The sequence below is a fragment of the Rossellomorea vietnamensis genome (assembly GCF_008180415.1).
Classification (GTDB): Bacteria; Bacillota; Bacilli; order Bacillales; family Bacillaceae_B; genus Rossellomorea; species Rossellomorea vietnamensis_C.
Window position 1 is genome coordinate 50,920 of record NZ_VTEI01000004.1, and the last position, 19,739, is coordinate 70,658.

Consider the following 19,739-nt stretch of genomic DNA (forward strand, 5'->3'; position numbering starts at 1 on the left):
AAAAATAAAGGAGGCAGATAGCGTAACCGAGCTGAAGCATTACTATGCTAAATTCAAGAATATCGTTGAGAGCTCCCAGAAATGTTAAATAGCATGAGGCTGTCGCAGAAGCAGCAGTCTCTTTTTTATGCGCGGGTTTCTTTCGCAGATTTATTTATTCCTTGCAAAGTGTATGTATTTAGGTCTTTAATTAATTATATGCCTGTAAGCATATTTTTTTCAAACAATACTTTTACAAAAGTATCAAATTTTAATGAAAAGTCAAAAGAGAATAGGCTGGGAATACTTAGCCCCCAGGTGAAGCTATAAGGAGGATATTATGAATCTTAAACATTGGTTTGAAAAGGGGCAGACGCCTCATGAATATATAGATGGGATGGAAGCTCACAAAGATAACTTGCAAAACATTTATCAAAGCTTTTCCGTGCCCGAAAGTGAAAAAGAAAACTTAAAACAGCTTGCTTCGAAGAATTTGAATGTCATTGTATTGACAGAGGACTGGTGCGGGGACGCAATGGTCAACCTTCCCGTGCTGTTAAGAATTGCGGAAGCAGCCGATATGGATGTGCGTACGCTGAACAGGGATGAAAACCTTGAATTAATGGATCAATACTTGACGAACGGGACATCCCGGGCGATTCCGATTTTCATCTTCGTGGACAGCGATTTCAATGAGCAGGCCGTTTGGGGTCCAAGAGCTCCGGTGGTCCAGCAGCTGGTGGATGAAGAGAAAGCAAAACTTCCTCCGCGTGATCATGAAACCTTCCCAGAAGCACAAAAGGAAATGATCGGCAGGCTGACTGCCCAATATACTGGAAGCGAAGCCATCTGGCACGAAGTCTTCCAAAGTATTAAAACCACCCTCATGAATCAAGTGCAAAAGTAAACAGAAAGGGGACTGTCCTGAATTGGGACAGTCCTCTTTCTTTTGTAAATTGGGCAGCGTTTCTGAATCCAGCTCCAGCGCCTAGCCCCTCGGGGTCAAATAACCCAAAGAGAATAAAAGGGAAGACCGCCTTTTTTTCTCTTTGGAACATTTGCCTGTCGGGGCTGATCAAGGCGCTTGCGCTTTTTTGTGCAATCCAGCTCCAGCGCCTAGCCCCTCGGGGTCAAATAACCCAAAGAGAATAAAAGGGAAGACCGCCTTTTTTTCTCTTTGGAACATTTGCCTGTCGGGGCTGATCAAGGCGCTTGCGCTTTTTTGTGCAATCCAGCTCCAGCGCCTAGCCCCTCGGGGTCAAATAACCCAAAGAGAATAAAAGGGAAGACCGCCTTTTTTTCTCTTTGGAACATTTGCCTGTCCGGGCTGATCAAGGCGCTTGCGCTTTTCGTACTACAGGACTTTAAAGCGGTAAAGCTGGTGTGGAAATGGAACTCTTTCCCTCTTCACGAATTACGGAAATCACGGTATTCTTATAGAGAATACTGTTAGGGGGTAACAGCATGATTCATCAAAAGACAAATGCCATTGTTATTGAAACCCTCGATAAGTTTCCTCATAAAGTCAATATTAAGCTGGGAAAAATCCTTAAAGAACGCGGAATGACACAGGGTGATCTTCACCGTCTTACTGGTCTTCGTGTCGCGACAATCAATGAACTGGTAAACTTTAAAAAGAAATCGTTAACCGTCGCTCATCTGATTTCCATCATGGCGGCCCTTAGAATATGGGACCTCCGGGACTTGATAGAAATTGAGTTTGACGAAGAAGTGGTGAACTACTTCCGCGGGGAACGCCTGCAAATGAAAGACGGCTTAACCTCAGACATGAAAAAGACTTTAGAGACAAACTTCGAGCGTATGAATCAATAACATAATATATTGAAGCGGCTGCTGTGCAGGCCGTTTTTTCTATGTGAAGAAATAAACTGCTGGGGCTGGCACTTCTGCTTTTGTTTTTGCGACTTTCATAGAATCTGATCCACAAGCTGGTGGCCTCCAACCCATCCTCCCTGCAAACTTAAGATAACTGATTCTTCCAAAAATGAAGGAATTCGTCCCAGTCATCCCGAATCCTAAAGCATAGACAATGAATCTCGTAAAAATAAGTGGTAAAATAGCAGGAAAAATACAAGGTTAGGGAAGCAAAGGATTGAACCTCTTCTAAGAAGGGAAACAAGAGCGTGTAACCCCCTTATGGCAATCCGTGAGGAAAATGAGAGAGTGATAATGTGGAAGAAATCAAAAAACAGTATCTTTCGTATTTAAATCTGACACTTGAACGGCCAAGCATCAATTACTTGCAGCGGCTCATCCAGCACCACTTGATCCGCGTACCATATGAGACATTCAGTAAGTTCCATTATTTCAATCACTACGAGGAATTTGTCCCGACCCTGCATCAGTTTGTGCATAACCTGATAAACCGGGGCTGGGGAGGCACCTGTTACACACTGAATATCAACTTTGGCAGGCTGCTCAAAGAAATTGGCTTTGACATCCATTTTGTCAGAGTGAAGCCGGGACACTTAGGACTTATGGCAGTTATAGAAGGCCGGAAGCTCTATGTAGACGTTGGCTATGGGTCACCAATCATGAAACCGGTGGAACTGGAGTCGCGCAGGAAGCATGTACTTCATGGCTTCGGCGAGGAGATTACTTTTACCCAGAAAGATCAGGCGCTGTATGAAATTGACCGAAAATCCAATGGGAAATCATTTGTCAAAAAAGAAATTATCTGGCAGCCCCTTAGTGAAAGGGATCTTGCTGCCGACATAGAAGCCTCTTACCATGATAACGAAGAAAATGTAGTGATGCGGAGAATTACCGCGGTCCGCTTCCATGGTAACACTTGTTATTTCCTCCGCAATGGGACGCTGAAGGCGATGACCTACCGCAATATCAGGGAGTATCAAATGCGGGACATCGACAAGTGGGTGAACACGGTATATGATATCTACCATTTCGATAAAGAATCTATTCAGGAAAGCATTGATTTCCTTGAAAAGCGAAATATAAAAATTTTCACATGAGCTGTCTGAAGGAATTTCCCTTTTGGCAGCTTTTTTGTATGCAGATTAAAACAGGATACAGTTAGGTTCTATCTTGAAAGCTCTTTTCGTAAACTTTGCTGCTAGTTAATCCTAATTCCGAAAAAATAACCATAATAAGAGAGGTGAAAACTGGTAACAGGGAAAAGAAAAGAGCTACTCACCCCCGATAAGAGATAAAACTCTTAGTATCCGGGGGACATCCGGCTTTTGGGATTTTCCGAAAGCAACATTATATGCGAATCTTGAAAGAATCCCCTTGTGCGATTTATTTCGAAAGGCTGTTTTCTTAAAAGGTGTGTCTATTAATTCTTTTTTAGTCACCTCCTCTTATATGTAAGGAGATTGAAGCCGGGAACGGAAATCCCATTACTTTTCAACTGCCACTATCTTTACGCAAGGCTCTTTTCTAAAAGATTGTTGCTTTTGAATGCTATTTATCACCTCCTCATTTTCACGTAGAAGGATTGGAGTGGAAGGCGTGCGACTTCCTGCGGGACTAGCGGGCGTCTAGTTCCAGCGCCTAGCCCCTCTGGGTCAAATAATCTCAAGAGAATAAAAGGAAAGCCCGCCTTTTTTTCTCTTGAGAACATTTGCCTGTCGGGGCTGACCAAGGCGCTTCCACTTTTTATACAGGCGAAGGCGAGGAGGCTCACCGCCCACCCCCGCGGAGTCGCCCGCCAAGAGCGGAAATTCATTACTTTTAAAATCGCCACAATCTTTGCGAAAACAGTCTTACGCAAAGAGGGTTTGAAAAAATTTAAAAAAAGTGAAGGGGAAACAGGGAGTTCGATCGTCTATTAGTATGGAGCGGTCGGAAAGGGGGGAGAGAGTATTGGAGGAAGAGCTGATTGACAAAGTGAGGAACGGAAGCGACCATGCATTACGGCTCCTTATTGAAAGATATAAAGACCAGGTCTTCCGAACGGTCTATGCAGTCCTCAGGAATCAAAAAGATGCGGAAGATGCTTCCCAGGAAGTATTTGTGAAAATCTATACTTCTCTCTCCCAGTACGAGAATCAAGGGTTCAAAACATGGATTACAAGGATTGCGGTGAACCATGCGATTGATTGCAAACGAAAGGCAGCCCGCCGAAATGAAGAAATAACCGGGAGCTCCGTTCAACCGCCTAAAGAAGATATCCTGCTGGAAAGGCTGGATTCAGTGGAAGCCAAGTTCGAGGAAAAACAGCTGCGGCTGCTGGTCAGGCGGAGGATCGGAGAAATGCCGGAGAATTACCGCAGAGTGATTCATGATTACTACATAGAGGAGAAGTCCTATAAAAAGATTGCAGAGGAACAGGAAGTAGAAGTAAAGACGATTGAGACCAAACTCTATCGGGCGAGACTCTGGATGAGAAAGCACTGGAAGGAGGAGGATTTCCAATGAAGCACATACCTTATGAAGATTGGTTGAAATATGTTGAAGATGGACTGAGCGAACCGGTCCGGGAGCAATACGAAGAGCATTTATATTCTTGTGATTATTGCATGGAAATCTATCTAGCGGCACTCCAGTCCAATGAAACTTCCTTGCCTGCTCTCCCGGATGCATTGCGTTTTGCCGATCATGTCATGGCGGATGTTTTGGCCGGAAAACAGGTTGAAACCCCTGCTGCAGGAAAAGAGGAGAAGTTTTATCAGATGGCAGCCTTCCATTATATAGTGGCGGCGGCAATGACTATTTTACTGATGACTACTGGGGTATTTCAGCAGATGATTGGTTTTGCAGAGGAGTTCCAGCGCAGCTCCGGCCCGTCTGTAACTACTGAACTGATGAACAAAACGACCAATTTTATAAATGATGTCGAAAACGAAACCAGGAAGGAGAGAAACGAATGAAAAAAAATCCGCTTATTGCATTTTTGTTAGCGTTTTTCCCGGGAGGCGGCTTGATTTATCTTGGAAAGCTGCTGCGAGGGTTGTTTTATACAGGAAGTGTGTTTGGCGCTGCGGTGGTGACCATCTATCTGGCATTTTCTTATTGGTCTGTGTCAGGAATAGAATTTGTCTTTTTTATAGGAGGATTTCTTCTATATGTAGTGAACTTGATCGATACAGCAATAACGGCTTCCAAGCTTTATAAGCGGACCACGGCAGCAGGTGATGGCGAAAAAGAAGAGAGTACACCTGAATCCGAACGCTTCTTCACGATAATTTTATCGCTTGTGCCTGGGCTCGGCCACTTTCAGCTTGGCCTGATGAACAGAGGAGTGACGCTGCTGGCTGCGTTTCTTGGCTTGGCCGTGATGGTCATTTTCGTCACTGTCCTTTCATCTCGCGGGGAATTCTTAGTGTTCCTCGCTCTCCTGCCTGTTCTATGGGTGTACAGCTTTTTTGACAGCATGCAGCAGCTCGCAAAGAAACAGCGTGGTGAAGAGCTTGTCGACCAGTCGATCCTGGAAGAATTCGAGAATCGAAGGGAAGAGGGGAAAAAGTCTAAATCACTGGCAACCATGCTTTCGATTTTTCCCGGTGCAGGGCATCTGTATCTTGGCTATCAACGCAGAGGCATCCAGTTAATGGCCGCCTTCCTATTTTCTATCTATATTATGGATGTCATGCGCTTGGGCATCTTTCTTTTCCTAGTGCCGATCATCTGGTTTTACAGCTTTTTCGATGGGTTGCAAAAGGCATCGCGATATGGAAAGGAACCGATTGAAGATATTCCGGTCATTTCCTATCTGGTGAATCATCAGAAATGGGTCGGCATCGGCCTGGTCACACTCGGTGTCTACTATTTGCTGACAAATATTGCTTTGCCTGTCCTTCAACCATTTATTTATGAGTATATGAGGGTTGATGCTTACTTCTGGTTTGAACGGTATATACAGACAGCCATTGTCTGTCTAGTCTTAATCGGCGGAGGCATCAAGCTTCTGGCAGGAAGCAAAAAGAAGGGGGAGACGTTACAATGAGGGTATGGCGTGTAGGATCGGTTTCTATGGGTGCGGCATTGGTTTTCTTAGGTATCTTGCTGCTTCTCACTCAGATTTTAAATTGGGATAAGGCTTACGTTATGACAGGGTGGTGGCCTTTCATCCTGATTATCCTTGGCGGGGAAATTCTGTTCTATTTATTTTTTGCCAATCAGGTGAATCCCAAAGTGAAATATGATGTAGTAAGCATTTTGTTTGCTGTGATAATCGGTACTGCGGGAATCAGCTTCAGCCTTCTTCAGGCATCCGGTGTGATCGGGGCGGTGCAAAGCTGGGTGTCAGCTGAAGAAAAGACGCTGGAGATTCCAGTCTTCAATCACCCTCTTACCGATGAAATCAAACGCGTAATAGTGGACACTGGTCCACATGATGTGACGATAGAAGGCGGGATCGGAGACGAGGTCAGCGTTTTTGGAACCTATCGATCTACTACTTATGACGGTAAAGGCAAACTGAACTCTCCAAAAGATTACCTTCAGTATGAAAAGAAGGGCGACAGTCTGTATATTTCCCTAATGGGCCTTCCATCAGAATCCGGTCCATTTGAGAGGTACAGCCAGATGGATGCCACCTTGGTTGTGCCGACGAAGGCGGGGCTTGAGGTTTCAGGGCAGGATACTTCGATTACAATGAAACCCCGCCATTTGCTCAGCAACTGGTCTGTGACGAAGAGTTCCCAGGTGAATGTTTTGTTATCTGAACAAAGTGATATCAACCTGTTGGCAGATAAGGTTACAGACATCAGAGATGATGAGAAGTGGAAAATGGAAGAGAACAAGAATGAAGTGGAAGAGCTTCAAGATGAGGTCATTTACAAAGATGACACAGAAAGCGGTACGTATACCACAGGGAAAGGGACTTACGAACTGCTCATAAGCGACAGCTACAGCCTGGCAGTCCGGCTGGGTAATTAACGCAAGAAAACACCGGGGAAGGCTGCCCTGGTGTTTTCTTTATGAGAATTCTATGGCTGACATAAAAACGTTAATAAATCCATAACGGGCAAGTGCCAGCGATAGACAAATTTCCCCGGAAATAAACAGAATAAATACCGGGAAATGTCTCTATTCGACAATCACTTTAATGCGTTAAAGCACAAAGAGGGACTGTCCCTGCCAGTCCTTAAAGCGTCTCACGGTTTCAGTATCATAAAGATGAATAGTAGTACGCCAAGGGTGGAGGCGAGATAGAAGTAGCCATTCATTTTGTTCAGGTAATTCTGTGCTTCCCCGGGCAGTTCCCCGGTTACCTCAGAGTTTTCGGGAGCATCGAGCCACTTTCTTAAATGGCTGCTGTTGGGGGTTACGAAACCGATGACAATAATTTGAATAAGGACATAAAGAATCAGTGAACCGAGTATCCAGACTTGGGTGAATGCACCGTATTCACCTGCAAAGAAGAGAATAAGACCGGTAATGACGGCAAGAGTCCCGCCGATTTTCGGGAACTTTTCCAGATGGGCGCCAAGCACAAGCGTATGCCGCAGCTGATCGGCGGTTTGTTTTTTCCTCGCTAAAACATGGGCAAAGAAAGTCGGCCCTACTCCCATAATGGCGGAAAGGACATGCAGCAAAACTAGAAACTTCATTGAAAAACCTCCTTAGGAACTATTGGCATATGACATTTTATTCATAAGCGTGAGGAGGTATGTTACAAAAGAATGGGTATTCTTCACTAATAGCTTTTTTTGTAAAAAAGAGGTATGATATTTTCGGTAGATGAGTTAATATGTTGTGGCAAGTAGATAAATGATTGAGGATTGGTTTGTAACATGTCCTCCGGGGTAGTAATATAGGTACCAAATTGGGGTTTGTAAAGCTGTCGCAGGCTTTTGAAATATCAAGATAGGATGATGGGGAAATGAAAAGAGCAAGAATCATTTATAATCCGACTTCGGGACGCGAGCTTTTTAAAAAGCACCTGGCTGAAGTATTAATTAAATTGGAACAGGCCGGATATGAAGCCTCCTGCCATGCAACCATCTGTGAAGGGGATGCAACCGAAGCTGCCCGTACAGCTGTTGAACGCAAGTATGACTTGGTAGTGGCAGCCGGCGGCGATGGAACATTGAATGAAGTGGTCAATGGTCTGGCTGAACAGGATTATCGTCCGCGATTAGGAATTGTTCCAATGGGGACAACCAATGACTTTGCACGCGCTTTAAATATTCCACGAGATATCGGGGCGGCGGTGGATGTCATCATCAAAGGCGACACCATACCAGTAGATATCGGCAGAATGAACAGCAGCCGCTATTTTATCAACATTGCCGGTGGAGGGCGCCTCACCGAACTGACATACGAAGTGCCAAGCAAGCTGAAGACGGTATTGGGCCAGCTGGCGTACTATCTTAAAGGAGTAGAGATGCTTCCTTCCATCAAAGCAACCGATTTAACGATTGAATATGATGGAAAGCTGTTTGAAGGCGAAGCGATGTTATTCCTGATCGGCCTCACCAATTCGGTCGGAGGCTTTGAAAAGCTCGCTCCTGATGCATCCATCAACGACGGAATGTTCTCTTTGCTGATTTTAAAGAAAACGAACCTGGCTGAATTCATCCGGATTGCGAGTCTTGCTGTCAGAGGAGACCATGTCAAAGATCCGAACGTGATCTATACAAAAGCAAACAGAATCAAAGTGTACTCCAAAGACAAAGTCCAGCTGAATATCGATGGAGAATTCGGCGGCCTGCTTCCAGTAGAGTTCGAAAATCTTTATCGCCACCTTGAAGTGTTTGTTCCTCTTGATAAAATCCGTGAACAGGATCGAGCGGACAGAGGCTGAATAGTAGAATGAAGGCCCCTTTTTAGGGGTTTTTTTGTTGGGAATTATAAATCTGCCCGCAGCAGCGCTAACATTATACATATCTCCACGGAGATGGATCGCTCCCCGCCGAAGCGGTCTCAATATTGTACATATCTCGTTGGAAATGGACCTTTCCCGACCGAAGCCGCGCCAACATCGTACATATCTCCCTTTAAATCCACAGCTCCCGACCGAAGCCGCCCAAACATCGTACATATCTCCGTGGAAATCCACAGCTCCCGACCGAAGCCACCCAAACATCGTACATATCTTGCTTGAAATCCGCAGCTCCCGACCGAAGCCGCACCAACATCGTACATATCTCCCTTGAAATCCACAGCTCCCGACCGAAGCAGCCTCAACATCGTACATATCTTGCTTGAAATCCACAGCTCCCGACCGAAGCAGCCTCAACATCGTACATATCTTGCTTGAAATCTGCAGCTCCCGACCGAAGCAGCCCAAACATCGTACATATCTCCGTGGAAATCCACAGCTCCCGACCGAAGCCACCCAAACATCGTACATATCTTGCTTGAAATCCGCAGCTCCCGACCGAAGCCGCCTCAACATCGTACATATCTTGCTTAAAATCCACAGCTCCCGACCGAAGCCGCCTCAACATCGTACATATCTTGCTTGAAATCCGCAGCTCCCGACCGAAGCACGCCCAACATCATACATATCTCAAAGAAAAAACATCCCTACCGGCCGAAGCAGCATGATCAGATAAAGGGCCTCACTTTGACACTTCAAGCACGAAGAGAGACAGTTCCTCTTTGTGCTTGAAGGCTAAGAAGTACCCGTCTTACATTCACCCTAACTCGACAAATTCCTGCCATAAAAACAAAAGTTTCTACAAAATCCTACATACCTGAAAACATCTGGAAAAACCCAGTGAATCCCTATCTCCTTGCTGAAACCCCAAAGTTCACCTTCGAAGACCTATACACTTATTAAAAAAAACCAATACACTCCGTAGTTTACTCTATAAACCTAATGGGAATAGGAGGGTTAGAAAAAGTCAAAGGAGTTGAAGGAATGAATAATATGAACATGTATAACTTTGAGGGATTTTTAGGGAAGATACCCGACTTTCTTCTTGCATTAGTTGTTCTTCTTATCGGGTGGCTTGTTGCCAAAGGTATTGAGAAGGCAGTGTATAAGCTGCTGAACAAGACCGGCATGGATGACAAGCTATTCTCTCACATCCCTAACAAGAAATATTCTTCAGAAAAGATCATCAGTAAAATTGTCTATTGGATTCTGCTTCTGATCGTATTCATTATTGTTCTTAATATCTTGAATTTGAATCTGATAGCTGAACCTTTAGTAAACCTGATGAATTCCATTTTCGGTGCGATTGACAATATCCTGAAAGCGGCCCTGATCCTGCTGGTAGCCTACGCATTGGCTATGCTGGTCAGCATGGGAGTTCGCAAGCTGGGTAAAGCCACGCATTTTGATCATCTGCTTGTGAAGTGGAATATGGCAGACACTGAAAAAGATGCTCATTCAGGAATTGATAAAGCCGCCAAGGTATTGTTCTACCTGGTTCTGTTATTATTCTTGCCTGCAGTTCTTTCAGCATTGAATATTACAGGAGTTTCTGAACCATTTACGGAAATGCTGAACAGCATGCTCGCATTCATTCCAAAACTGCTTGCAGCCGCATTGATTGTCCTGGTCGGATACTTCGTGGCCAAGCTGGTTCGTACGATTGTAACGAACTTCCTGCATTCAATCGGTCTCGAAAGGTTAGGGGAACGCCTTGGATTATCCAAGACGCTTGGCGGAACGTCCCTATCTTCCATTATCGGGAACATTGTTTTCATTCTGATTTTGATTCCAACTGTCATTGCAGCACTTGAAAAGCTTGATATCGAAGGGGTATCAGGACCGGCAATCGAGATGCTCAATGATGTTCTGACTATGCTGCCGAATATTGCTGTAGCAATTGCCTTGATCCTGGTTGGTCTGTGGGCTGGCCGTATGGCTGGCAGATGGACAACGGACTTCCTGAATAAATTGAGCATCAACTCCCTGATGAGGAATATGAAACTTGGAAGCTGGAAGCCTGGTGAATCAGCGAATTCACTTACGATCACAAAGATCCTTGGCTACGTTGTCCATTTCGTAATTGCCCTGCTGTTCATTGTCGAAGCACTTCAAATCGTAGAGCTTGACTTCCTTGTAACGCTTGCAACGGGTGTCTTTGCCTACATTCCAAGCGTCATTGCTGCCATCATCATCTTGGTTGTTGGCCTTTATCTTGGAAACATTGCCAAGAAAGTATTGGTCAGCATCCTAAATGGCAACAGCAAAACGGTACTTGCGACAATTGCCAAATATGCGATCATCATCATGGCGTTCTTTATGGCGCTGGATCAGCTTGGCATTGCACAATCCATCGTCAACTCTGCCTTTATCCTGGTGCTTGGCGGACTTGCTTTAGCATTTGGCCTTGCTTTCGGGCTTGGAGGAAGAGAGTTTGCATCGAACTACCTCAGCAAGATGGAAAACAACCTTTCCGACATTTCAGTCGATAAGGAAAAAGCAAAAAGAAAAGCAGAGGGAAATTCTAAGGATGACTGGACTTCTTCCATGAATGAAGACGGTACCATTGATAACCAGCCGAACCGTCCGGATGATGGATTCCCTAGAGGATAATTCACACTATAAGGCCCAGGTTCATTCCTGGGCCTTGTTTTATGATGGCTCTTTTCGCAAACTTTATTGCTATTTCAGACTAAAAAAATAACCATAATTCCCCGGAATAACCTCATAACCAGGAAAAGAAAAGAGCTGCTCTCTCAGATTTGAGAGAAAACCCTTAGTATATGGGGGAAAATCTGGCTCTTGAGGTTTTTCCGAAAGCAACAATGTATGCGAATACAGCCTTTACGATAGGAGTGAGCATGTTGTTTTAGTTGCGGGATCGCTATATAGGTTTACATTTTTAAAATCAAGCGGGGTTTGTTAATATAGAAATACATGCAGGAAGTTTGCATTCAATGTAATATTATTCATTATTCTTTAAGAAGTACATACGCCTAAAGAGGTTAATTGCGGGAATAATACGGGATGGCAGCAGCAGTAATCCATGAGTATTATTTAGGAAGACTGCATAAAAACCACTACTAATTAATATCCGAAAAGTTAAATAATTAACAATATTATTACAATTTATGTTAAACTATCTGTGTTATTAAAAAAATTATAGGGGTGAATGACATGAAAAAGAGAAAATTATCATTCAGTGCTGTTCTTCTCCTGGCTGCGGCAATGATTTTGGCTGCATGCGGCGGAGGAAGCGGCGGGGGTTCTGATGATGGCGGAGAAGTAGACTTCATCGGAATTGCAACTGGCGGTACTGGTGGTACATATTATCCACTTGGCGGTACTTTCGCGGACATCATTGGCGATGAAACAGATTATGACTCCACTGCGTCTACATCTGGAGCATCTGCAGAAAATATGGCAAGCATCAAATCTGGAGATATCGAGGTTGCCTTCACGCAGACGGACATCGCGTCTTATGCAACAGAAGGAACGGAAATGTTCTCTGATAATAAAGTTGAAAATGCACGCGGTATCGGTACCCTGTATCCTGAAACCATCCAGATTGTTACAACAACGGGATCTGGTATAGAGTCTGTTGAAGACTTAGAAGGCAAAGTAGTATCTGTCGGGGAAGCGGGATCTGGTACATTGCTGAATGCTACACAGATTCTTGAAGTTCACGGCCTTACTCTTGATGATTTAAGTGCCCGTAACCTATCTTTCGATGATTCCACTACTGGTATCCAGGATGGCACGATCGATGCAGCGTTCATCACTTCCGGTACTCCAACCGGAGCTGTTGAAGGCCTTGCAGCCACTCAAGACGTAAATATCATTCCGGTATCTGCCGATAAAGCAGATGAACTGATTGAGAAGTATCCTTACTATGCGAAAGATACAATCAGCGGCGGTACTTACAGCAAGCTGGACAGCGACATTGAAACAGTAGCTGTTCGTGCAATGCTAGTCACAAGCTCTGAGATCTCAGAGGATGTTATCTACGAAGTGACAAAAGCCATTTTCGAAAACACAGACAGAATCAGCCATGCTAAAGGTGAGCTGATCAGCGCTGAAAATGCGCTTGAAGGTATGGGGATTGATCTTCATCCTGGAGCTGCAAAATACTTTGAAGAAAAAGGTATTTCCCAAGACTAAATAAACTTTCTTCAGGCAAGATGGAATAGGCCGATCTGATCGGTCTATTCTTTTGTTGTAAAAGGTTCTTTTCGTAAACTTTGTGGCTATTTGATACTAATTCCAGAAAAAAACAACTTTAATTCACCGGGATAACCAAGTTGACATGAAAAGAAAAGAGCTGCTATCCCAGATTGAAGTGAAGACTCTTAGTATCCGAGGGAAAATCCGGCTCTTGGAATTTTTCCGAAAGCAACAATATATGCGAATATAGCCTTGTAAAAAGAAGCTGCGTGGAAATCCGTTCAGTATGAAAAGAGTGTTAGTTCATGAAATGGAAAAGAATAGCTGCGGCAGTGTCTGTATGTGCTTTGTTCCTTCTGATCTTCGTTCCTTTTAAAACCTGTATTGTCCTGGAGTCCATTAAACAAGAAAGCAAGGACGTTCTGGTTCCATTGCCGTCCAGTGAGGAGAGGGAGTTTTCAATCCTCTATACGCATTCCATCCACCTTTCTGATGTGTTAGAAACATATAAGGCGGATGAAGAGTCCAATATTATACAGACGACATTGGTGTATGAAGACACAGCGATCGGGATGCCAGGAGGTGCAGCAGGGGAAGAGGTTTTTGAAAGGACAGAAGGTGGAAAGTACAAAATCAGCAATATGAACCGGACTTTTCCGCATATTGATATTTCTATCGGACAAGTAGCGGCAAATCACAGATTCATATACAATGAGAAAGTGTACAGACTGGCTGACTACTTTGGTGAAGGGGCACTCATCCGCATGAGTGTTCAAAAGCAATCGTTATTTCAACTTTGGAAAGGAGTGATCCTCAATGGATAAAAACTCAAAACAATTCGAATCACTGACAGCTGAACAGCAGCAGGAACTGTTAGAAAAATATGATCCCGATTCCTCGACACGGAAATTCACATCTGGAATAGTTAGATGGATCGTATTCTATGGATTGCTGGCATTTTCTTTATTCCAGCTGACAGCCTCAATTTTTCAATTCATTCCCAGACAACTACTTCTATCTATTCACTTAGGTTTCGCATTATCGTTAATCTTCTTATTATTTCCAGCAAGCAAAACCAGATCGCGAAAGGATAAAGTCGCCTGGTATGATATCATTCTTGCGCTGTTGTCGATAGTAGTGGGGAGCTACTGGCCGATCATGCAGGAAGAAATCGTAAGCAGAATCGGAATCATGACCACCCTTGATTTCACGGTCGGAATCATAGCGGTCCTTCTTGTGCTGGAGGCTACACGCCGAGCGGTAGGATTGCCGATTACCATTATTGCCGGTGCCTTCCTGTTATATATGTATTATGGAAGATCCATGCCGGGGTTCCTTGCTCACCGCGGCTATGATATCGATGCAATCGTTAAGACGATGTTTTTTACAAGTGAAGGAATCCTGGGTACGCCGCTTTATGTATCCGCGACCTTCATCTTCCTGTTCCTGTTGTTCGGTGCCTTCTTGGTCAAGACCGGGGTAGGCCAGTACTTTAACGACCTGGCCGTTTCCATCGCTGGAAAAAGAACTGGGGGACCAGCCAAAGTGGCCATCTTCTCCAGTGCGCTGCAAGGAACAATCAGCGGAAGTTCCGTTGCAAACGTAGTAACATCAGGTTCATTCACGATTCCAATGATGAAAAAGCTTGGCTATCGTAAAGAATTCGCTGGGGGAGTAGAGGCGGCCGCATCCACAGGCGGACAGCTGATGCCTCCTATCATGGGGGCTGCGGCTTTCCTTATGGTTGAGTTCATTGGCGGGGTTTCGTATTGGGAGATTGCGAAAGCAGCTGCCATTCCTGCTCTTTTATATTTTACAGGTATATGGATCATGACCCACTTTGAGGCAAAACGAATCGGTCTGAGAGGCTTGACTGATGAGGAAATGCCGGACAGAAAAGAAGTTCTTAAGAAAATTTATCTCTTGCTGCCGATCCTGGTGGTTATTGTCCTATTGTTCTCCGGAATGAGCGTCATGCGTGCAGCACTATGGTCCATTGTTGCCACAATCGCCATCAGTGCCATCAGGAGGGACACACGCATCAATTTCAAAGATGCGGTGGATGCCTTGGTTGACGGTGCCAGAACAGCTCTGTCAGTAGCTGCTGCAACAGCTGCGGCTGGTATCATTGTAGGTGTAGTGACGAAGACAGGCCTTGGACTGACAATGGCAAACGGTCTTGTTGACCTTGCTGCAGACATGACGAATTCTGCTCAAGCAAAGCTGTTATTAACATTGTTCTTCACGATGGTGGCTTCCATCATCCTGGGAATGGGTTCACCTACAACAGCTAACTATGTCATCACGTCCACCATTGCCGCACCAGCCATCATCTTGCTTGGTGCACCAGAGCTTTCGGCTCATCTATTCGTGTTCTATTTCGGAATCATCGCGGATATTACGCCGCCGGTTGCTCTTGCGGCCTTTGCCGCCGCGGGGGTCTCTGGAGGAGAACCAATACGGACCGGGTTCAACTCGGCTAAACTGGCCATTGCCGCCTTTATTATTCCGTATATGTTTGTTCTGTCACCAGAGCTCTTAATGATCGACACTACGATTCCTTATCTCATCTGGGTCGTGTTCACAGCCATCACTGGTATGATGGCCATCGGAGCGGCAATGATCGGCTTCTGGTACCGCAAAGTGACGGCTATCGAGCGCGTACTTTGTTTGGCAGCTGGACTTATGCTGATTTATCCTGAGGGTATGACGGATATCTTTGGATTAATCTTGTTTGTCATCATGCTTGCCCTGCAATTCATCATCAAAGGCAAGGGTGGGGAAGATAGCAAGCCGGCTACTGCTTAACCTTATAAAAAGGGCCTCCCGTCATGGTCGGCCGCTGAAATAGTCCAATAAAGATCTAAAAGGCAGAATCGTTCATTTCAATAAACGATTCTGCCTTTTTCTCTTCGTGTTCGTGTGTTATTAAAAAGTGTTGGTTTCCGTTTAAGATACACGGCTCTACTGGGCTGGCGCACGGTGGAGTTGACTTAATAGCGAAAGCTGCTTGTCACTTTCTTAATAGGTATCCAGCAGGGGAAAAATAAAGGGAGTTTTTCCCGTTAATTATAATTTCTAAGCTCATATTGAGTAAATAGAGGGAATTTTTCCCCTTATTCGAAGAAGTTGCACCTATTTTCTAGTGTTTGAAGTCAAATAAGGGGAAATTCTCCCGCTATTTAAGCTGTTTTTACATGCTTTTTAGTAAATGAGGGTAATTTATCCATCGATATTACTAGCGAAAGTGCTGAAATTGGATGGTCGGTACCGTGGATCACTTTTTCAGATCCTTGAATCGACATCTTTCCAGGCTTGGCTAGTGAATGTTCCAAAAATCATTAAAAGATTCTAAAGCTAATAGGATAAAAAGAGCAACTCATTTGATGGATTCAAAAAAGTCAACCCTTCTTCCGATCTAAGGAAGGTGGGTTGACTTTTTTGAATTAGACACTAAACTTTGGTATATTTTCTGTGCGCTCCGTCATGGGTGGCCCTTTTCATTCCGGTTTTAAAATCGTCCTCTGTAACGGAACACTGCCCATACTGACGTTTCTCTCTAAGAAGATGTATTTCTTTCCGTCGATGATAAATCGTCCATCTCCTTCATACTTAACATCCCGTCCCTTACTCTTCAAATCGAGCTGTATGGCTTGAATATATTCATCATAATCAATATAACGCTCATCAAGGTCGATTGTAATATTTCCTTTTTTATAGCCCATCAGCGTGTTAAAGAGAAAGAGGCCTCCTGCTAAAACCACTACAATAATTCCTATGCTGATTAATACCTCCATTAAACTTCGCCTCCTTTATATGAAATACGGATGGCAGAGTAAAAGGTTTCAATTTTATGACAATAAAATCCTGCAACTGCATAATAAAAAAGCTATCGATTACAGAAAGGTTGATAGCTTTAATGAGTCATTTAAAGGATCGTTACTGAGAACGCGATGGGAAAACCAAGCAGGAACATCCAGCCAATCTCCTGTTTATGGCGGAGCGGCAGCGAACGGACCATCCAGGACAGCACTTGAGCAATGAAGACAAAAAGGAATGTCCAAAAGATCTGCCCTATCACGAAAACGAATAAATAACCGATCGTCGATTCATTATTAAATAGAATAGAATAGCCGAACCCGCCGGCCAATATCCAGATTGTCACGATGATATGTATATAGGGGAGCCAAAAGCGTCGTGATTTCAAAGTCATAAGAACACCAAGAACAACGCAGCCAATCAAAATGAAGTCAACTAGAGAACTATCTTCCAACACGTACCCCTCCTATTAATTATCCTAAATGCTATATAACACTAAAAAAGACTACCTAAACGTGGTGAAATCTTCCATGCTTCAAGCCGACACCACACTTCCAGGGACGGTTCTTTAATCCGATACTCAATTAACGACAAAAAGGGACAGTCCCCACCAACACATTAACGCATTAACGCGCGAAGAGGGACTGTCCCTGGCAGTGCTTTAAAGAGGTAAAGCAGAAGCTTATGCAAAAGGGCAGCCATTGAAGGCTGCCCTTGGTAGTGATTGTTTTCTATTTCCTAAATGAAAAATTCGTATATCTATATTCAATAATGTATGAGATTCAGGGATTGGTTGTTTAAAAGATGAATTTAGCTTGTTTGCTGATAGTGCTCCAAAAATCCTGGCGGATAGAAGTATAGTGGCAGAGGGCGTAAAGAGACAATTATCGTGGAAGGCATAATTAAGTCGTGCTGCGCTTGTTTCAGTGATTTATACATTCCTTTTCCGCGAACTGAGTTGGCGGAATGAATGGTGATGCGGTTAGCGAAAAGTTTTTCGTGAACCATCATCTCAACCAGCATAGTGCCATTTCGTGTTTTGTTTAAAAGATCGTGATCCAATGACAGATGTTCGATGTGATAGTTTTTCAATAGATTCAAACATTCGTCAATAGTCTCAGTTAGTACAAACCCATCGGGGGCCTTGCGAATGTCATCTAGGAAAACACTGATTTTCTCCATTTCTTCATGCTCCTTCCCATAAATAGGGATGACTCAGAAAAGTCGAAAGGACCCTAGATAAAATTTAACTATCTTTATCGTAACATAGATTCTAGTATGTGTCAGGAAAAATAAGAATCTTTTATAATACAATTTTGTAAAGATTGTTGTCAAATGATAATGTGCGATTTCGTGACTTTTTTCATAGGGTGTTACAAGAATATAGAATAGCCTTAAATGAAGTAGTTGTAATTTAAAAAGTCTGACAATATCCAGATGAAATATGATAATCTTAAGAACAAGGGCAATGCATTCGCCAAAATCTGCGCAGGGATTTTGAACCATCTGTATGCATCTCTTGCATGCTCTAAAAGGAAAGTGCCCCTTTAAAACCCTGAAATACCGAACGAAGGAGAAGTTTTAATGAAAACACAACAATTTATATATAAGCTGAACTTGCTTGAGAGATGGACCACAGAGGAAAACTGGACCGATAAAGAAAATGATATAGTCGCACGCCACTTCCGGTATCTGACCAAACCGCTCGAGGATAAAATACTTATTTTTGCAGGAAAAACCAAAGGACTGGATTCATCCACGTTCGGAATCGTCATCTTCCAGGCTGAGACAGAAGACGAGGCAGTGTCCATCATGAATCAGGATCCTGCTGTCAAAGAAGGAATCATGACAGCCGAGTTATTTCCATTCCAAGTCGCTCTGATGCAGGACCTAAGGCCATGATGAAGCCGGGACGATTAAAAGAAGGGGATACGATAGGGATCATCACGCCATCTTCACCGGCTCCGGTCCTTTTTACTGAACGATATCAAAGAGGGCTCACTCAGTTAAAAAATATGGGTTTCAACGTCCTTGAAGGAAAGTGCTCCAAAACATCCCAAGGCTACCGGTCAGCAACCATCAAGGAGAGGGCAGAGGAAATAAATGAATTCATCCGGGATGAGAAAGTGAAAGCCATCATAAGCACAATCGGCGGCACCAATTCCAATTCGCTGCTTCCATACCTTGACTATCAAACGCTGAAAGCACAGCCGAAAATCATTATGGGCTACAGCGACGTGACGGCACTTCTGCTGGGGATTTATGCCAGAACAGGAATGACAACCTTTTATGGGCCGGCGATTGTGCCTTCCTTCGGTGAATTTCCGGAGATGCTTCCAAAAGGCAGAGAATATTTTGAGCAGGCCGTGATGAAGCCTGAGAAGGTTCCTTATACTCTTGACATTCCAGCAGAGTGGACAGAGGAAATGCTGGATTGGAGAACTCAGACAAGGGAGAAAGAAATGAACTCCAATACCGGCTGGAAGTCCTTGAGAGAAGGAAAAGCGAGAGGCAAACTGATTGGAGGAAATCTTAACACATTGTCGGGAATCATAGCTTCTGACTATTTCCCGGAATTAACAGGCGCGATTCTTTTCATAGAAGATTCATTCAAGGACATGGCCGTTCAGGAAAGGTCCTTGAGTATGTTGAAATTGGCAGGGTTTTTTGATGTCATAGAAGGCTTGATTGTAGGAAAGCATGAACATTTTGATGACTGCAAAGCTCCGTTCACTTTTGAAGACCTGCTGCTGGAAGTCTTGGACGGCCGGGAGATGCCGATCCTGACGAATGTAGATATCGGGCACACCTTTCCATCTCATGTCTTCCCAATCGGTATCGAAGCCGAATTGGACGCAGGAGCCGGCCGCTTTACGTTCCTTGAAAGCGGCGTGAAATAGTCCGGTACGGCTTGGTTTTTTTAAAGGGAATTGGCCGTTCCTTCTCGAATTACAATTCATTATGA

General features: G+C 44.1%; 18 protein-coding genes. 14 read left to right on the forward strand and 4 right to left on the reverse strand.

Going from position 1 to position 19,739, the window contains the following annotated elements; translation table 11 throughout:
• Positions 1–319 precede the first annotated feature (319 nt).
• From FZC78_RS10015 to FZC78_RS10055, 7 genes are all read left to right on the forward strand, one after another.
• Entirely contained in the window at positions 320–886 is a 567-nt protein-coding gene (locus FZC78_RS10015) for a thioredoxin family protein (RefSeq protein ID WP_148939573.1), read from the forward strand.
• A 557-nt stretch (positions 887–1,443) separates the two neighbouring features.
• Positions 1,444–1,812, forward strand: a complete 369-nt coding sequence (locus FZC78_RS10025; RefSeq protein ID WP_148939574.1) for a helix-turn-helix domain-containing protein — start codon at positions 1,444–1,446, stop codon at positions 1,810–1,812.
• A 359-nt stretch (positions 1,813–2,171) separates the two neighbouring features.
• Entirely contained in the window at positions 2,172–2,972 is an 801-nt protein-coding gene (locus FZC78_RS10030) for an arylamine N-acetyltransferase (RefSeq protein WP_148939575.1), read from the forward strand.
• 823 nt (positions 2,973–3,795) lie between these two features.
• Positions 3,796–4,380 (forward strand): sigma-70 family RNA polymerase sigma factor, encoded by a 585-nt coding sequence (locus tag FZC78_RS10040; RefSeq protein ID WP_187444904.1) that lies wholly within the window; start codon positions 3,796–3,798, stop codon positions 4,378–4,380.
• Positions 4,377–4,832, forward strand: a complete 456-nt coding sequence (locus FZC78_RS10045; RefSeq protein ID WP_148939577.1) for a hypothetical protein — start codon at positions 4,377–4,379, stop codon at positions 4,830–4,832. The genes FZC78_RS10040 and FZC78_RS10045 overlap by 4 nt, the downstream gene beginning before the upstream one ends.
• Positions 4,829–5,908, forward strand: a complete 1,080-nt coding sequence (locus FZC78_RS10050; RefSeq protein ID WP_148939578.1) for a hypothetical protein — start codon at positions 4,829–4,831, stop codon at positions 5,906–5,908. Before FZC78_RS10045 ends, FZC78_RS10050 begins: the two co-directional genes overlap by 4 nt.
• Entirely contained in the window at positions 5,905–6,843 is a 939-nt protein-coding gene (locus tag FZC78_RS10055; RefSeq protein ID WP_148939579.1) for a hypothetical protein, read from the forward strand. The genes FZC78_RS10050 and FZC78_RS10055 overlap by 4 nt, the downstream gene beginning before the upstream one ends.
• A 218-nt stretch (positions 6,844–7,061) precedes the next feature.
• On the opposite strand, the gene FZC78_RS10060 is transcribed toward FZC78_RS10055, so the two are convergent.
• Positions 7,062–7,517, reverse strand: coding sequence for a DUF2269 family protein (locus FZC78_RS10060; RefSeq protein WP_148939580.1), 456 nt, complete (start codon positions 7,515–7,517; stop codon positions 7,062–7,064).
• 272 nt (positions 7,518–7,789) lie between these two features.
• Between FZC78_RS10060 and FZC78_RS10065 the strand changes: the two genes are divergently transcribed.
• The 5 genes from FZC78_RS10065 (at position 7,790) to FZC78_RS10085 (ending at position 15,763) form a co-directional block, all read left to right on the forward strand.
• A complete protein-coding gene (locus FZC78_RS10065) occupies positions 7,790–8,713 on the forward strand; it encodes a diacylglycerol kinase (protein ID WP_148939581.1) in 924 nt (307 codons plus the stop codon).
• Positions 8,714–9,775: 1,062 nt separating this feature from the next.
• A complete protein-coding gene (locus tag FZC78_RS10070) occupies positions 9,776–11,404 on the forward strand; it encodes a mechanosensitive ion channel (protein WP_252183578.1) in 1,629 nt (542 codons plus the stop codon).
• Between the two features lie 564 nt (positions 11,405–11,968).
• Entirely contained in the window at positions 11,969–12,952 is a 984-nt protein-coding gene (locus FZC78_RS10075; RefSeq protein ID WP_148939583.1) for a TAXI family TRAP transporter solute-binding subunit, read from the forward strand.
• 308 nt (positions 12,953–13,260) lie between these two features.
• Positions 13,261–13,779, forward strand: coding sequence for a DUF1850 domain-containing protein (locus FZC78_RS10080; RefSeq protein WP_148939584.1), 519 nt, complete (start codon positions 13,261–13,263; stop codon positions 13,777–13,779).
• Complete coding sequence (locus FZC78_RS10085; protein WP_148939585.1) at positions 13,772–15,763, forward strand: TRAP transporter permease; 1,992 nt, start codon at positions 13,772–13,774, stop codon at positions 15,761–15,763. The genes FZC78_RS10080 and FZC78_RS10085 overlap by 8 nt, the downstream gene beginning before the upstream one ends.
• A 692-nt stretch (positions 15,764–16,455) precedes the next feature.
• On the opposite strand, the gene FZC78_RS10090 is transcribed toward FZC78_RS10085, so the two are convergent.
• The 3 genes from FZC78_RS10090 to FZC78_RS10100 form a co-directional block, all read right to left on the reverse strand.
• Complete coding sequence (locus FZC78_RS10090; RefSeq protein ID WP_148939586.1) at positions 16,456–16,752, reverse strand: hypothetical protein; 297 nt, start codon at positions 16,750–16,752, stop codon at positions 16,456–16,458.
• A gap of 131 nt (positions 16,753–16,883) precedes the next feature.
• On the reverse strand, positions 16,884–17,228 hold the full coding sequence (locus FZC78_RS10095; RefSeq protein WP_148939587.1) for a hypothetical protein: 345 nt from the start codon (positions 17,226–17,228) through the stop codon (positions 16,884–16,886).
• A 356-nt stretch (positions 17,229–17,584) separates the two neighbouring features.
• Positions 17,585–17,956, reverse strand: coding sequence for a cyclic-phosphate processing receiver domain-containing protein (locus FZC78_RS10100; protein WP_148939588.1), 372 nt, complete (start codon positions 17,954–17,956; stop codon positions 17,585–17,587).
• A 402-nt stretch (positions 17,957–18,358) separates the two neighbouring features.
• Between FZC78_RS10100 and FZC78_RS10105 the strand changes: the two genes are divergently transcribed.
• Positions 18,359–18,676, forward strand: a complete 318-nt coding sequence (locus FZC78_RS10105) for a YciI family protein (RefSeq protein ID WP_148939589.1) — start codon at positions 18,359–18,361, stop codon at positions 18,674–18,676.
• Positions 18,673–19,674 carry a S66 family peptidase gene (locus FZC78_RS10110; RefSeq protein ID WP_148939590.1) on the forward strand — a complete coding sequence of 334 codons (1,002 nt, stop codon included), beginning with the start codon at positions 18,673–18,675 and terminating at the stop codon, positions 19,672–19,674. The genes FZC78_RS10105 and FZC78_RS10110 overlap by 4 nt, the downstream gene beginning before the upstream one ends.
• The last annotated feature ends 65 nt before the right edge of the window (positions 19,675–19,739 follow it).